This is a genomic window from Paenibacillus sp. FSL K6-1230, from assembly GCF_038002385.1.
Lineage (GTDB): Bacteria > Bacillota > Bacilli > Paenibacillales > Paenibacillaceae > Paenibacillus > Paenibacillus massiliensis.
In genome coordinates this window covers 4,471,605-4,485,602 of sequence record NZ_JBBOCK010000001.1, presented here as the reverse complement: position 1 = coordinate 4,485,602, position 13,998 = coordinate 4,471,605, and the positions used below count along the sequence as shown (strand labels likewise).

Genomic DNA, 13,998 nt, shown 5'->3' with positions numbered 1-13,998 from the left:
TTTGCTCCAGTCAAAGCAGAGTGATCGAGCGTGATTCATGCGATGATAAGGATGTCCCCGGGAGACACACCAGAAAAACTAAACCTTGGAGGTAAGAACCCATGAAGCTGATGTCTACAAAATCCATGAACATGACGCTTGAAAATTCCAACAGCAAAACATACCTGGAGCTGCTGGATGGCCGTACAGAGGAGCTACATTTCCAACAAGCTGCTCCGACACAATTCACAGTGAATGATTCGGAGTTCAGTCTGAAATCAGGCATCAAGGTAGAGCTTGAGATTAAAAACGTGAACCTGGTTGCTACATCCAAGACGATCTGGCCGGGAGCAACAATCAGCGTAACGGGCGGACTTGAAGGACAAGGCGAGACTATGAAGGCCAGCGCAACGATTCCTTTCAACCGCACCATGGCTGATGGTGTTCAAGGAGAGTCCTTCCTGTACTGGGTGCTTGAGACACCAGAAGGCAAGTTCCACAACAAGAAGCCAATCCACATGATCGGAGTTCTGAAGGGCTTGCCTCCAAAAGATGCCACATTCTACTCTGAGAGCGTAATTCCGCTGTATGATGAGCAGGACAACCAAGTCGGCACCATCTACGGATGCCTTCAGTCCAACTGATTCCGTATCTCTTCAGCAAGGAGGGCCATCTTCGATGGCCCTTTCGTCTGCAATCTGCCCTGTGCTGCTGGTCAAGCCAGAGGCTGGAAGGAGGAAGCTATGTACGAAGCAATTATTGTCGGAGCACGGGTAGCTGGAGCCGCAGTAGCCTTGTTATTGGCCCGTAAAGGACATCGGGTGCTCCTACTGGATAAATATACTGAGCCTGGTCCCGTCCTCTCCTCTCATATCATAGGTGAGATTGATATCTATGAGAGGCTTGGGATTTCGGGGCGTATGGATGACAGCGGTATCCCTCCCATGACTCGGATGCGTGTGGATCTGGAAGGAAGAATATTGGAATCAGACATTCTGGTCACCCCGCGCTCATTATGTATCCGTAGAGAGCTGCTCGATCGGTGGCTGCTGGATGAGGCTGTGAGCCATCCGCTGGTTACCTTTCGTCCGCGAACTAAAGTCATCGGCCCTGTTATGGATAAGGCTGGAGCCGTGACTGGGGTGAACGTTGAGAATGATGCAGGGCGTCGCGAGGTTGTCCATGGTCGGGTCGTAATCGGTGCCGATGGAAGGCAATCGACATTAGCCTCCGCACTGAAGCCACTCACTCGCTTCCTATCTGATGAACACCACCCGGGTGTGTATTATGGCTATCTGTCGGGTGTGGCTCCGCTTCCGATCCCAGCTGTTGAATGGTACTGGAGCGGACGTGACATTATTCTGTGCAGCCCTATGGATGAGGGTAGACACTGTATTGCTCTGATGACGCATGATGCCATATTTCGCTCCGGCGAAGGCAGTCTGAGTGAGCGATTCATGAAGAGGCTGGGCTCAATCCGCACACTGGTTCCCCGGCTGAAGGAAGCAGCATTGTCAGCTCAGGTTCGAGGAGCAGCGCAACTGCCTAGCTATGTCCGTCAGGCTTATGGACCGGGATGGGCATTGGTGGGGGATGCAGGAGCTCACCTTCACCCGATATCTGGAATTGGTATTGATAATGCTGTCTGTACGGCCGAAATGCTGGCTGAAGAGCTGCATCTCTACTTTCAGGGGGAGAAGACGTGGCTGGAGGCCATGACTGACTATGAATCGCGCAGGGACGAGCGCATTGTCCCTCAGTATCACGCTTGCCTCAAGACTCTGGCACGCACCGAGAAGTCCGTCGCACAGGAGCAGTTGGATTCTATGGATATGCTGTGCACCTTTCCAGGACTTGTGCGTGAGCTTGCCACACGGGGAAAAGACGTATACAACATCTTAACAGAGGAGAGATCATCATGATTCCATGTGCATCAGATCGGAGTATTAACATCATTTATCTGGAAGCTCCATTGGAGCGGGTGTGGTGGTCTGTGGCCACTCCTTCTGGCTCAAATACGTACCTGACCTATTACAGCAGCACGACTGGCGAGGACGGGGCCCCTAAGCTGGGTGACCGCTATCAGTTGAATTATGGAGACATCATGAATGATACGGAGGTTATCCACTGCGAGGCACCCCATCATATTGTATTCGCAGATACCTACGAATCCATGGACCCGGACGGTGAAACGGTACGCTATGAGGTATCCACCTCCTATACGCTGGTGCAGGAGGGACCCTTCGTGAAGCTTGTACTGGAGGTGCGCGGATTTACTGACAGCACTGCGGGCCAGTGGCTTCGTGAGTGCCTGGAGATGGGATGGCGACGTTCGCTGATGAATCTCAAGTCTGTGCTGGAGTTGGGGTTGGATTTGCGGGTCGAAATGTTCAGCTATCCTCGGGTGGGAGTAGCGAACTGTACGGTGACAGAGGAGCTGTCACAAGAGACGGGAGTTGCCCCGGAGGCAGGGAATTATCTGCTGACTGTTTTTCCGAATAGTCCGATGGATCAGGCAGGTCTGCGCACCGGTGATGTAGTTACAGCGATTGATGGCGTGGCTACACCGGACTATCCTGCATTTGTAAGAACCATATCTACGTACTATGGACGTCAGGCAGAGCCAAGTATTGAATACATCCGTGATGGAGCTGTACATCAGACTCCTGTGCGCCTGTCGCTGGATGACACCTTTACGGGGCTGGTGGATATCGAGGAGACCTCCTGGGAAGAAATTCGTCGTAAAAGGGAAGCGTTGGCCCAACAGAGGTCTGGCTCAGGCGCATTATGGAAAAGGCACAAAGCCGATCCCTCTCATCCATGACTGGGTGAGAATGGACCGGCTCAGCTTCGGTCCCCTAAGCTCCGTGCTTAAGGGGCCGCTGGTCTGTTCGATATCCGTTTACCTTCCGTCACTTGCTGAACTGTCTCCTCCGTAGGCTCTACCAGCCCTGTAAGCAGCTTGTCCAGAGAGAGAGTAGCCTTGGTGGAGCCACGCTTGCCATCCCTGTAATAATCGATCTGTACAGGAGACTTCGTTGAGACCTCTTGAGCAGCTCCATATTTCCCGAGCGCACGTACAAGCTCACCATACGTTGACACCGCTTGGCCGTCAATGGCTACAATAATGTCACCCGTCTGCAGGCCTGCTTGTTCGGCTGGGCTTCCAGGAAAGACCTCCATAATGTAATTCCCACCCATGCCAACAGGAAGGGACTGTGCCTCTAGCTGCTCAGGCTCCGCTGTGTAATTGCAAATCCCAAGCCGAGGATATCCGAAAATGCTGTAGCGCAGGTCAAGGCCCAGTTCCAGCATCAGCTTAAGATTGAACAGGGATTGTCTCCAGCCGAACACGCTGCAGTCCCGAATCCACCTCATCAGCTCGTTTTGTTGCCAGGCACCCTGAATTTCTGTAGTCACCGTTGTAATCCCCTCTTTTTCCTCCAATCGGAAGGCGGTCACGGTCTCATATTCAATGAAGGAATCATCCGCAAGCAGAGAACGGAATCGATCCTTCTGCCGGAATAGTCGGTAAGTCTCATTGTCCAGACATACCGCATCATTGACCATATCTCCAATCACAATACGTATGTCATCACCCACATCAATGAAATCAGATGAAGCCTGTACCTCATCTGTCAGATAGGTGTTCATGCCGGTGGGGGTTGCCAGATACCACCACACCGCCTCAGCTGGGGCTTCGATATGCATCGTAACTGTCAGGATGGATTCATCATTGTGATGAAGTTTTGTGCTCATCCTTATCCTCACACTCCTTTTGTATCCATTATGGGTGCTGGGCTTCATTGATCACTCGGCTTTGGGATTTGAGTTCAGACATGGGAAGCCGAGTCGGTGAATAGGGTCAGCTTCTATAATGTGAACTGATTCGACATTACGAACTATTGAAGCAACGCAATGTTGCAGCAGAGTGACCAGGAAGGTCCAGAAAGCAGGTGAGAGGCAAAAATGGAAGCAGGGCAAAGGATAATTCGGCTGCTGAGCAGCGAGGGCTGTGGCGTTCTGCCGCCCGAGGACATTACGTTGGAGCATCGGTTATATGATCTGGGGTTCGATTCTCTTCGCTATATGGAGCTGGTCGTGCTGCTTGAAGAGGAGTTTGGCATGGAGGTGCCTGATTCCCTGTTGGATGTGGATGCCATGACCACTGTGGCTACACTTGCTGCTGAGGTTGGGCGGCATGCATGATTCCAAGATGATCGAGATTCGTGAAAGATCCGCCCTCGTGAACATGCTCCCCCACCAGCCGCCGTTCCGATTTGTGGATCACGTAACAGATTATGCGGCAGGCAAGGAATTGAAAGCGAGCTTCTATCCAGAGCCGCTCCGTGAGGTGCTCGGAGATCAACAGCATCCCCCAGCTTCCGTATTGATTGAGGGGCTGGCGCAGACAGCAGTCATCTTTGTCCAATTGGAGACGGATCCGTTACAGCCGCATGAAATTCCATTGCTGGGCAAGGTAGAGGCCAGTATTGATGGTCGAGTGGACTGGAATGCAGTGATTAGCTACAAGGTCACGCCTATTCGCCTGGGACGCTCCCAAGCAGCATTGCACGGTGAAGTCTGGGCGAACGGTGAACGAGCTATTTGCGCAACACTGTATGTCGCGATCTCGGGTCGTGAGGAAAAAGGGGTGATAGCTTGAACGCTGAAGCTCAGCTGTCCTATCGCAAGCCATGGGTCATGGTGGACGGTATTGATCAGTTACAACCGCCTGCTCGCATTGTTACCCGCAAGCATATTAGCAGCAGCGATTTTTATTTGCAGGGACATTTTCCCGCCTACAGTATTTATCCAGGCATGCTCATGGTGGAGGGATTGTGTCAGTCGGCAGAGCTGCTGCTGAGTGAGGGGCAAGGGCTTTCAACCTTGCGGGATTGGAGTGTGCTTAAGGCTCGCTTCCTGAATCGCGTAATGCCTGGAGATACGGTCACATATACCGTTAGCGTGGCACATCGCATGCAGGACAGGATTGTGCTGCGGGGGATTGGTGACGTATCCGGCGTGAAGGTGATTCAGGCAGAACTAGTGGCGGCCGAGGGAGGAGGAACGTGGAATGAAGGAGCTATATGTGGAGCTGGAGGATAAGGGCGGACGCATGGCAGGAATTCTTCATTTGCCCCCACAAGGAGAAGGGCCATATCCAGCAGTCATCTACTGCCCTGGTAAAAACGGGGAGCGCTATGAGGTGCATCGACTGGCTGTGAAGCTGGCACGTCGATTGTCGGAGCTGGGAATAGCCATGCTGCGCTTTGACTATATCGGTCTGGGACTGAGCGACGGGCATTATTATCAGATGACGACATCGAGCAAGCTCTCGAACGTCTCGCAGGCCTATAGCTATATGGCAGAACACCCGGAGATCGACAGTACACGATTAGCCTTTCTGGGCTTCAGTGACGGAGCGAAGATCGCTTTGCTGGCTGCGAACCAGACCTCGGTCCAGCATATTGTGCTCTGGAGTCCCCTATTTCATGAATTTGGCGGGAATTATCCCAATGGACGACACCCGCGCTTTGTTCGTCACCCTGAAGCCAGCGATGTCCTGGTAATGCCCTGGGCCGGGCTGTGGATTTCGATGGATTTTTACAGGGATCTAGCGACCTATGATGCAGAGGCGGAGATCCGCAAGTATGCTGGGGAATCCATCCTCATCTATGGTGAGGAGGACCCGCTGATTCAGGAGGAGTTCGAGCAGATGCAGCGCACTGACTTGGGGTCTGTACCGATCTATAGCGGTGATGCGCGGCACGTCGTCCATGCTGTACGAGAGGGAGGGCATCTGTTCACCTCCGTGGTGCTGGAGCAGCAGTTGATGAGGCTGACAAGTGATTGGCTGATGCAAAAGCTCGGTGTTGTGGTCTGAAGTATACCAGTGGACAAGAACAAGACGAAGCTCAGCTTCTAAGGAGGTGATGTACATGTGGAGACAGGTTCGTTTTGGGCAGAAGCTGGAGCTTGCCGGACTGATTCAGGAGCCCGATTCTCGTTCTACACGGGCGTTAGTCATGACGCTGCCGGGCTTGGGGCAGGCGATGAGCGAGAAAAATTACATGTTCTCGGGGCTTCGTAAGAAGCTGACGGGCCAGGGGTACCGCATCGTACAGTTCGATTATCGTGGACATGGGGATAGTGCAGGCGAGCTAGGTGACACGAGCATCTCCACCATGACGGAGGATGCACTTCAGGTGCTACAAGAAATGGTCCCTACACAGGCAGCAGGGGCGGGATCACAGGTGCCAATCATCTTGGTCGGACATGCCCTTGGCGCCGTAGTGGCTATGAGGACTGCTAAAGCGTGGCATAGGCAGACGAGGACTAAGTGTCGAGTCATACTGCTGTCGCCACCGATTGCAGCACTTCCACAGTCATCCAGCTTGTTCGAGAGCAATGTGCTCCGGCAGTTGAAGAAGGAAGGGAATCTTGATTCCCAGCAGCTCGTCCCCGGCTATGACTACTACACGCTCAGTGATTTTCGAATGGATCAGGTGGAGTATGTGTCTGCGCTCGGTGCCCATCTGTTGTACCTGCATGGTCAGCGTCTGGGCTGGGACATGCTGCAGGAGCTTGATGCCATTCAGCCTGAACTGTGGCAGCAGCATGAGGCTAATGAACCGCTGCATGTCATCTGCGGAGAGCAGGATACACAGGCTGTGGGGGCAGTCAGTGCGTTGCCAGGAGCTGTGCTGCATGAGCTGCAGGGGGTTCGTTACTATTACCAGCACCCTGCGGCCATGGACCAGGTGTTAGCGATCATTGAACAGCTGGTACGTAAGATGGCTATTGAAGGCATGAAGGAGCCCGATCCCTGCTATCGGCTATGCAACCGATGCCGCTGTAGCCAGCTTCATATCCAACCTTGAGGGGGAAGCCATGAATTCGATTCCATTTGTACAGTACTTGGCAGAGCGTGGCCGCTTGGACTGGAGAATTCCAGACGAATATGGCTGCAGCGAGCGCAATCTCGATTGTCGCCAGCTCTGTGCGCTAGAGGTGATGAAATGGAAAGGGGAGAAGAATCCTGTCTCGATATTTTTGGATCCATTTAATGCTGTTTCCGATCGATTGATGCTACGCAGAGCTGAACCGGTGCTCCATCATCCGTGGAAGTTAACCGCCTTTCCTGCTTTACAGGATGATAAGCTGCAGCATCTAGTTCGCTCTATTTTCGAGATAGAGGGCTATTGTTTGCTCTATTACAAGGCGGTCAATGTGCCGTTCTCGGCTTATCATGGCAAACATGATGTCATTCATTGGCTGCTACTTGCTGATTTGACCGATACGCAGGTGACTGTTATTGATGATACCGGCCTGCCGCCTTATTTTGATGGTTACCAAGCTGTAATCCCGAATCATATTTTCTTCCCGGCCCTCCAAGCAAGCGGTCATGCAGGAGCAGCTATCCTCCGTCACCAGGAAGAGCCAGCGACAGACTTGGGCTTGGAATGGTTCCCCAAGCTCGCAGCGCAATCAGCAACGCAAATGCTTCAGGATGGTGGGCTAGACAGCATTGCCCACTTCGCAGATGCGTTGGAGCAAGCTGAGCGGGCTGAGCTGTTGGAGTCTCTGGAGCAGCTGGAATTCGATGTGCATTATTTCAGGAAGCTTCGAGTGCTGTGGGATACAGCCGTCGAGCAAAAAAATATACCTGAACGCTACCTGAAGCCTGAATGGACCAGCGCGCTGAAGGAAGCATGCAATCAATGGTCTTATGCAGTCGGCGTACTTATGAAATGGAAAAGACAGCCGGAGCGTGACTACCGCCAGCGACTGGTCGGATACATTCATGATGCACTGGCTGCCGAAGAACGGCTGGCCCAGGAGCTTAAGCAACTATCGGAGGTGAGTGCTTGAGTAGCGCTGTCTTGAGCCATATGGCTCGTCACATCATGGAGAACGCACTTGCGCTGTGTAAGGGAGAACGTGTGCTGATCGAGGTGATTGGTGAAGCGCAGGAGCTGACCGAGGCGCTTATTCACGCCGCCTATGAGATCGGGGCCGAGCCCTTTGTCAGTTACATGCCAGTACGCTTGCTCAAGCGAATTATATATGAGAGCACACCCGAGCAGCTGGAGTTCTGGAAAGACACCGATCTGCGAAGATTGCAATCCATGGATGCTTATATCGGGCTGAAATCAGAAGCTAATATGTATGAGATGAGTGATATTCCTGTAGATCGATATGAACGGTATGTGCAGGGATACTTGCAGCCGCTTCAGTATGCGATGGCTGATAAAGGACGCTGGATGCTGCTGCGCAATCCAACACCCGGCATGGCTCAGCTGGCCAAGATGAGCGAGGATGAATGCCAACAGATTTATTACAAGGCATGTGGTCTCAATTACACGCGTCTGTCTGAGTTGAGTGCCCCGCTTGCTGCACGGTTAGAACAAGCGGATCGGGTACAGATTACCGGGCCGGGGACAGACCTTACCTTCTCTATACGCGGAATGGGAAGATTCATTGGAGCGGGACAGTACAACCTGCCTGATGGCGAGCTATTCACTGCGCCCATTCTCGACTCCGCTGAGGGGATCATTTCGTTCAACCTCCCAGCTACGTATATGGGCATCGTTTTTGAACAGGTGAAGCTGGAGTTTCAGCAGGGAATAGTCACGAAGGCGACCTGTGCAGGCCTGCGCACCTCGGAGCGATTACAATCCCTCCTTCATTCGGATGCAGGTGCATCACGAATCGGTGAATTCGGCATGGGGCTAAATCCGCATATTCGCACAGCTATGGGAAATGTACTCTTCGATGAGAAGATGGCAGGCAGCCTCCACCTGGCGCTGGGACAGGCTTATCCGATGGCAGATAACGGGAACCATTCGTCGATTCACTGGGACCTTGTGCTCTCACAGGCCGCCAAAGACGGTGGAGGAGAGCTGTATCTTGATGGTGAATTGATTCGTCGGGACGGGCTGTTCGTGCCGAAGGATCTGCAGCCGCTGGATCAGTGGCAGGGAGGCTGACGATGGCACGTATTATGATTGTCAGCCAGTGGCTCCTTGGTCATCTGATCCCTGTGCTTGGATTAGGCGCTGAGCTGTATAGCCGGGGGCATTCCGTGACCGTTGTGGCACCTCTTCATTACCAATCCGTCATCAAGCGGGCAGGTCTGCGCTTCGTGGAGGTACGTCACGGCAAATATCCGCAGAAGTTCATAACGGAGACCTTGCTGGAGCTACAGGAGGTCTTGTCTGAGGAGACATTCGAGCTGATGATCTGCGACTCCGGGTTATGTGCCCCTGCATATCTGGCAGAGAAAAGGCAGATTCCATGGGTCAGCTACATGACTGGAATTTTCTGGCCTGACGAGCTGATGCCCGGAGTGCCGCGTGTACATGAGCGAATGATGCGGATGTTCCGAAGTGCTGCTGATGAGGCACGGGCACGAATCGGTCTGTCTCCTCTTCAGGAGAAGGCGCGAACACGAGGTGATCTGGCAGGGCTGTCGCCATATCTTCATTTGATGATGATCGTGCGGGAGCTTATCCCTGTGCCTAATGCCATGCCTGATCCCTCTGTATTCGTAGGTCCCTGCTCGTTAGTTGCGACGGAGGAGGATACTAACAATAAAGGTGCTAACAAGGATACTAACAAGGACTCTAACAAGGACTCGATTCCTGAGACATGGGGAGAGATACGCCCAAGTCAGGAGAAAAGCCATTGTCCCACAATAGTCGTCTGCACTACATCGGCAGATCGTGACGGGTACAGGGAGATTACCGAGCGCTATGTGGAGGAGGCTATCCGAGTTTGTGAAGCGAGAACCTGTCAGCTGATTGTATCGGAAGACAAACCTTATGGGGGAGAGAAGGTTCTGCCTGGGCATATCAGCTGGGTGGAGGGGGTTCCAAGTCATGATGTACTGTTCCGGTCAGCTGATCTGATTATTACGCATGGAGGATGCGGTACCTTACAAAAGGCCATTCACCATCGGGTGCCAATCATTGTCATTCCTTTGGGCACTGATCACCTGTCCTCAGCCGTTCGCTGCCAGGAGCTTGGGATTGGTGAACTGCTGGAGCCCGATAGCATCGAAGGAGGGCTGGAGCCTCTAATGGATATCTTGCTTGGCAATCCAGAGGTGAAGGAACGAATGCAGAAGCTGTCTGCGAAGGCTGATTGTATCCAGGCAAACCGCAACGGAGCGGATGAAGTGGAGCGTCTGTTGCAACAATTTTATATCAATGGGAAGAGGTGAGATTCATGCTGGAGATGGATACATTGCTGAACGTGGTACGTCAGATTAGCAATCAGACCGAGGTAACTGCTGATTCTGCTTTTACAGAGCTAGGTATGGATTCGACCAATCTGGTCGAGGTGCTGATTGAATTGGAGATGATCCTCGATATGGATATCCTGGATGCGAATCTGAATTTTTATGAAATGGAAAAGGTATCTCATATGTTCGATTATGTCCTCTCGATCCAGACGGCGCAGACCCCGGATTCTCCATGAAACCTGGTGGGCTCTCTGTGAACGGTGCGACCGTATTTGTCCCGGAGCATAGGCATTCATTGGAGGAACTGCAGGACGAGCTGTCACTCAGTTCAGCCGAGGTGCTCAGACTCCGGGAGAATGGGATCGACTCTGCTCCCTCCGCTGCGGGCTTATCTGGTCCGGAGATGCTGGATGGTGTCTTGGGCAGACTGCTGGAGCGGGAGCGGGTTGACCCTGAACAAGTACGTTACCTGCTGCTGCCGTACATTTATTACGCTTTTCCTCATTCAGAGGACGTGCTCGGGAATCTACGTAGGAAATACGGTCTAAAGCGTGCGCTCTGCTTCTCGCTCCGGGATCAGCTATGCTCCGGGTATCTGCTTGCCTTGTATGCTGCAGCACGGTGGATGGAGCAGGAGGAGGCAGAGACGTCTGCCATCATCCTTGCATCGGAGAAATGCATCCTGTCCGATCAGCGCTATGGAGGCGGCCACATTCTTACTGGAGATGCTGCAGCGGCAGTGCTGCTCTCGAAGTCTCCTTCTGGAGATCGTCTGCTTGCCGTCAATAGCTCGACTGATATCCGTACACTACAGCTCGGTAAGCTGAAGACGCGGCAGGATGAAGTGCCCAACTATTTCTATTTTGTGAATCTGGCGAAAATGATCAAGCGAACGCTCCGGGAGGCAGGAATTTCCTTCTCTCAGCTGCGTCTGATTATTCCCAATAATGTTACACCCGAGCTGTGGTCTTACATGGCCCGTCTGCTGCGTGTGGATACCACGAAATTTTATACCGAGGGTATACAATCGTCAGGACACCTGAACACCTGCGATCTTCCGGTGAACTACACTCGGATTGTGCTGGAGCAGCGAGTGCAGCCGGGAGAATATTACGCGATGCTTAGTCTCGGCAATGGAGGGGTGATCGGCTGTGCAATTTTTCAAAAAGGCGAATGTCTTCCTGTCCTGGCCAGCTGTATGTAGAGACTACGGGCATGTGCGTCCTCTTCAATCCATTGAGCATCGGCTATATAGACATGTAATTCAGTCCTTCAGCGGTGATCCGACTGTTGTGGCTGAGGGTGTGGGAATGAGCTACTCGATTAGTGACACATGTCAGTCACCACATCAGAAGGAGGGGAAATTAGGGCTTCCACCAGCATCTCAGTTAGAAGGCCAGCCTGAGCTCCATTCGAGTGTCCAGTCAGAAATTCAATCAGGAGTCCAGTCAAGAGTTCAATCCAGGCAAGCTGGAGAAACGACGTACACCGAATGTCCCGAACAGGCCAGCCTTCAACTCAGGCTGGAGCCCTGCGAATATGCAGCTGAACTGTTCGCCAGCCTCGGTAGACGAGAGTATGCTGAAGAGCTACAGCCTGAATATCTGGTATGCTGCTATGATTCATACCCGCTGACGGATAAGATTAATGCCGCATTGTATATGCAGAAGCTATTACATTTGAATGAATCACTTACCTTCTCCATAGCAGATATCGGTTCACTAAGTCCTGTGATGGCCATTCATTGGGCTGCTTCGACCCATGCCGTCGTATGGATGGTCTGCATGGAGCAGCTGGGCTTACATGAGCTTGAATATGTGCCTTCTGGGGAATTCCCGATGGCTGATGCAATCGCTGCCTGCCGAATCTCCCCGGAGCAAGGAGACTGGAGAGTTGTTGGTTACGCCTGTATGCAGCCTGATCAGACGGAGCCAAGGGTCAGTGGATCAGTTCTGGGAAGACGTACCGTAGATTTTGTGCTGGATGTGCTTCACCGCCTCGATATTCCAGTGGAGGAGTGCGCGTTATTGACTCAGGCTGTGAGCGAGCAGTACGTCTGTGAGCTGGAGGCCCACATGGACTACGTCATTACAGGGATCGAGGAAGTGAACCTGGGTACAGCAGGATCATTGTATGCCCTCGATACACTTCGCTCGGCGGCAACAACATTGCGATATGCTGTGCTTCATATGGCTGACCCTGCGCGAGGATTGGGATGCATCGTTCTGGAGATGACAGCTGATTGAACAAGACGTCAGAAAGCGAGGGATGCTCGTGGGCAGACTGCGAGATCAGCTTGGAGAATCGATAGGATTGGAAGAGAACGGAAGGCTTGTATGGTTGGGTAATTTCGAGGTTGAGCGGTTCTGGCGAACGGAGGGGCTGCTCTCGCTACCCTTGCTGTCTACGCATTCAGCTGGGAGTGAGTCACTGATCAACAGTCTGAGTGAGCTCGCGTTATGGCTTGCTGATCCCCATGACTTGGTGTTGCTACATCGGAGACCAGACCCTGATTTTATCCAATATATGAAGCAGCTTGGCTGGTCGGTACCACAGTTCATCACGATTGATGGTGTTCCGTCTTTGCCACTCACAGACTCGTTACTGGCAGACGAGCAGGTATGCGCTCAGATTCGGCAATGGGCAACACAGCAGCGAACTACAGAGGGCCAGGCTAGCGTCTCTCTTATGCCGCATGGTGCTTCGCCCTCAGAGGAACGTCTTGCACATCGCAGTGATCTACGGCTGGCGGCTCCCGAATCGGAGGTCGTGCAGAAGGTCAATAGCAAGATCTATTCCAGGCGGATCTGCGCGGAGCTCGGCATTCGGCAGCCGCAAGGCAGCATAGCCCATACGCTCACGGAGCTGGAGCAGGCTGCCCATGAGTTGCGTTCATTGTGGAAGTCTGGTCCTCTCGTAGTGAAGGACGCGATGGGTGTATCCGGCAAAGGGATCATCGTACTGGAGGATGAGCAGCGCTTCGAGCAGATTATGAGACTTCTGCGAAGGTCAGCCGAGCGTGATGGACATGAACGTATTGAATTTGTAATCGAGCAATGGCTCCCTAAGCAATGTGATCTGAATGCGACCTTCACCATAGATCCTCAGGGAAATATGCGCTGGGGAACACTACTTCGGGCCTTGGTTCAACAAGGAGTTCACCAGGGGCATCAGTACCCGCACGGTATTTCTGCGGAACTGGACGCGGTCATGCGCGATACGGGAGAGCGGATTGGAAGCAGGCTGGCAGCTGACAGCTACTTTGGTCCGGTAGGAATTGATGCCATGATCAGCAAGGAAGGCACGATCTATCCCTGTCTTGAGATCAATGCAAGGCTGAATATGTCATCCTATCATGTCGGGCTATTGGACAAGCTGCTGAGCGAACGAGCTGACTATGCCTTGATCAGCCAGATTCATTTTCGAAGAGAGCGTACCTTCAGCTTCGCAGAGCTTCAACAAGCGCTGGAGCCCATTCTTTATACACTAGAGCGTCGACTAGGCATTGTAGTATGTGCATTTGCACCAGCCTGTGCGGATTCAGTGCGGACAATGGATGCTGGTGAGGCGCAAAAAGATAGCAAGTACGCGTACCCGGGTGTGGGCAAGAGAAAAGTGGACCAACAGGGACAAGGGAGGCTATACATCATGAGTATAGGCTCATCCACGGAGCAATGCAGCTCTTATATCCAACGCTGTAAGGAGCTCTTGGAGGAAATCCCCGGCATTCAATGCCGTAACTGAAAGGGAGTGATGACAAAATGGGACAA

At 52.7% G+C, this 13,998-nt stretch carries 16 protein-coding genes; 15 read left to right on the top strand and 1 reads right to left on the bottom strand.

Features of this window, described 5'->3' with window-relative positions:
• The first annotated feature begins 101 nt into the window (after nucleotides 1-101).
• From MKX74_RS19675 to MKX74_RS19665, 3 genes are all read left to right on the top strand, one after another.
• The gene (locus tag MKX74_RS19675; RefSeq protein ID WP_018884959.1) at nucleotides 102-623 is read left to right on the top strand and encodes a hypothetical protein; all 522 of its coding nucleotides are present in this window, start codon (nucleotides 102-104) and stop codon (nucleotides 621-623) included.
• Between the two features lie 99 nt (nucleotides 624-722).
• The gene (locus tag MKX74_RS19670) at nucleotides 723-1,901 is read left to right on the top strand and encodes an NAD(P)/FAD-dependent oxidoreductase (protein WP_341179545.1); all 1,179 of its coding nucleotides are present in this window, start codon (nucleotides 723-725) and stop codon (nucleotides 1,899-1,901) included.
• Nucleotides 1,898-2,803 (top strand): SRPBCC domain-containing protein, encoded by a 906-nt coding sequence (locus MKX74_RS19665; protein ID WP_341179544.1) that lies wholly within the window; start codon nucleotides 1,898-1,900, stop codon nucleotides 2,801-2,803. The genes MKX74_RS19670 and MKX74_RS19665 overlap by 4 nt, the downstream gene beginning before the upstream one ends.
• A 47-nt stretch (nucleotides 2,804-2,850) precedes the next feature.
• Here the strand turns inward: MKX74_RS19665 and MKX74_RS19660 are convergent, their stop codons facing one another.
• Nucleotides 2,851-3,738 (bottom strand): PDZ domain-containing protein, encoded by an 888-nt coding sequence (locus MKX74_RS19660; RefSeq protein ID WP_341179543.1) that lies wholly within the window; start codon nucleotides 3,736-3,738, stop codon nucleotides 2,851-2,853.
• 210 nt (nucleotides 3,739-3,948) lie between these two features.
• Between MKX74_RS19660 and MKX74_RS19655 the strand changes: the two genes are divergently transcribed.
• The 12 genes from MKX74_RS19655 to MKX74_RS19600 are packed head-to-tail and all read left to right on the top strand — an operon-like array spanning nucleotide 3,949 to nucleotide 13,972.
• The gene (locus tag MKX74_RS19655; protein WP_018884955.1) at nucleotides 3,949-4,188 is read left to right on the top strand and encodes an acyl carrier protein; all 240 of its coding nucleotides are present in this window, start codon (nucleotides 3,949-3,951) and stop codon (nucleotides 4,186-4,188) included.
• A complete protein-coding gene (locus tag MKX74_RS19650; RefSeq protein ID WP_341179542.1) occupies nucleotides 4,160-4,645 on the top strand; it encodes a FabA-like domain protein in 486 nt (161 codons plus the stop codon). Before MKX74_RS19655 ends, MKX74_RS19650 begins: the two co-directional genes overlap by 29 nt.
• Nucleotides 4,642-5,088 carry a hypothetical protein gene (locus MKX74_RS19645; protein WP_018884953.1) on the top strand — a complete coding sequence of 149 codons (447 nt, stop codon included), beginning with the start codon at nucleotides 4,642-4,644 and terminating at the stop codon, nucleotides 5,086-5,088. Before MKX74_RS19650 ends, MKX74_RS19645 begins: the two co-directional genes overlap by 4 nt.
• Nucleotides 5,057-5,866 (top strand): alpha/beta hydrolase, encoded by an 810-nt coding sequence (locus tag MKX74_RS19640; protein WP_341179541.1) that lies wholly within the window; start codon nucleotides 5,057-5,059, stop codon nucleotides 5,864-5,866. The genes MKX74_RS19645 and MKX74_RS19640 overlap by 32 nt, the downstream gene beginning before the upstream one ends.
• A 55-nt stretch (nucleotides 5,867-5,921) precedes the next feature.
• Nucleotides 5,922-6,863 (top strand): alpha/beta fold hydrolase, encoded by a 942-nt coding sequence (locus MKX74_RS19635; RefSeq protein ID WP_341179540.1) that lies wholly within the window; start codon nucleotides 5,922-5,924, stop codon nucleotides 6,861-6,863.
• 10 nt (nucleotides 6,864-6,873) lie between these two features.
• Nucleotides 6,874-7,854: a hypothetical protein gene (locus tag MKX74_RS19630; RefSeq protein ID WP_341179539.1), complete on the top strand. Its 981-nt coding sequence runs from the start codon at nucleotides 6,874-6,876 to the stop codon at nucleotides 7,852-7,854.
• Entirely contained in the window at nucleotides 7,851-8,972 is a 1,122-nt protein-coding gene (locus MKX74_RS19625; RefSeq protein ID WP_341179538.1) for an aminopeptidase, read from the top strand. Before MKX74_RS19630 ends, MKX74_RS19625 begins: the two co-directional genes overlap by 4 nt.
• Nucleotides 8,973-8,974: 2 nt before the next feature.
• Nucleotides 8,975-10,207 (top strand): glycosyltransferase, encoded by a 1,233-nt coding sequence (locus MKX74_RS19620; RefSeq protein WP_341179537.1) that lies wholly within the window; start codon nucleotides 8,975-8,977, stop codon nucleotides 10,205-10,207.
• A 5-nt stretch (nucleotides 10,208-10,212) separates the two neighbouring features.
• Nucleotides 10,213-10,464, top strand: coding sequence for a phosphopantetheine-binding protein (locus tag MKX74_RS19615; protein WP_018884947.1), 252 nt, complete (start codon nucleotides 10,213-10,215; stop codon nucleotides 10,462-10,464).
• Between the two features lie 17 nt (nucleotides 10,465-10,481).
• On the top strand, nucleotides 10,482-11,432 hold the full coding sequence (locus MKX74_RS19610; protein ID WP_341179536.1) for a 3-oxoacyl-[acyl-carrier-protein] synthase III C-terminal domain-containing protein: 951 nt from the start codon (nucleotides 10,482-10,484) through the stop codon (nucleotides 11,430-11,432).
• Nucleotides 11,380-12,474, top strand: a complete 1,095-nt coding sequence (locus MKX74_RS19605) for a hypothetical protein (RefSeq protein WP_341179535.1) — start codon at nucleotides 11,380-11,382, stop codon at nucleotides 12,472-12,474. The genes MKX74_RS19610 and MKX74_RS19605 overlap by 53 nt, the downstream gene beginning before the upstream one ends.
• A gap of 28 nt (nucleotides 12,475-12,502) precedes the next feature.
• Nucleotides 12,503-13,972 carry a preATP grasp domain-containing protein gene (locus MKX74_RS19600; protein WP_341179534.1) on the top strand — a complete coding sequence of 490 codons (1,470 nt, stop codon included), beginning with the start codon at nucleotides 12,503-12,505 and terminating at the stop codon, nucleotides 13,970-13,972.
• The last annotated feature ends 26 nt before the right edge of the window (nucleotides 13,973-13,998 follow it).

Coding starts and splice junctions, on each gene's coding strand:
- MKX74_RS19635 (WP_341179540.1), top strand. CDS start 5,922: ATGTGGAGACAGGTTCGTTTTGGGCAGAAGCTGGAGCTTGCCGGACTG.
- MKX74_RS19660 (WP_341179543.1), bottom strand. CDS start 3,738: ATGAGCACAAAACTTCATCACAATGATGAATCCATCCTGACAGTTACG.
- MKX74_RS19615 (WP_018884947.1), top strand. CDS start 10,213: ATGCTGGAGATGGATACATTGCTGAACGTGGTACGTCAGATTAGCAAT.
- MKX74_RS19620 (WP_341179537.1), top strand. CDS start 8,975: ATGGCACGTATTATGATTGTCAGCCAGTGGCTCCTTGGTCATCTGATC.
- MKX74_RS19655 (WP_018884955.1), top strand. CDS start 3,949: ATGGAAGCAGGGCAAAGGATAATTCGGCTGCTGAGCAGCGAGGGCTGT.
- MKX74_RS19675 (WP_018884959.1), top strand. CDS start 102: ATGAAGCTGATGTCTACAAAATCCATGAACATGACGCTTGAAAATTCC.
- MKX74_RS19670 (WP_341179545.1), top strand. CDS start 723: ATGTACGAAGCAATTATTGTCGGAGCACGGGTAGCTGGAGCCGCAGTA.
- MKX74_RS19640 (WP_341179541.1), top strand. CDS start 5,057: ATGAAGGAGCTATATGTGGAGCTGGAGGATAAGGGCGGACGCATGGCA.
- MKX74_RS19630 (WP_341179539.1), top strand. CDS start 6,874: ATGAATTCGATTCCATTTGTACAGTACTTGGCAGAGCGTGGCCGCTTG.
- MKX74_RS19665 (WP_341179544.1), top strand. CDS start 1,898: ATGATTCCATGTGCATCAGATCGGAGTATTAACATCATTTATCTGGAA.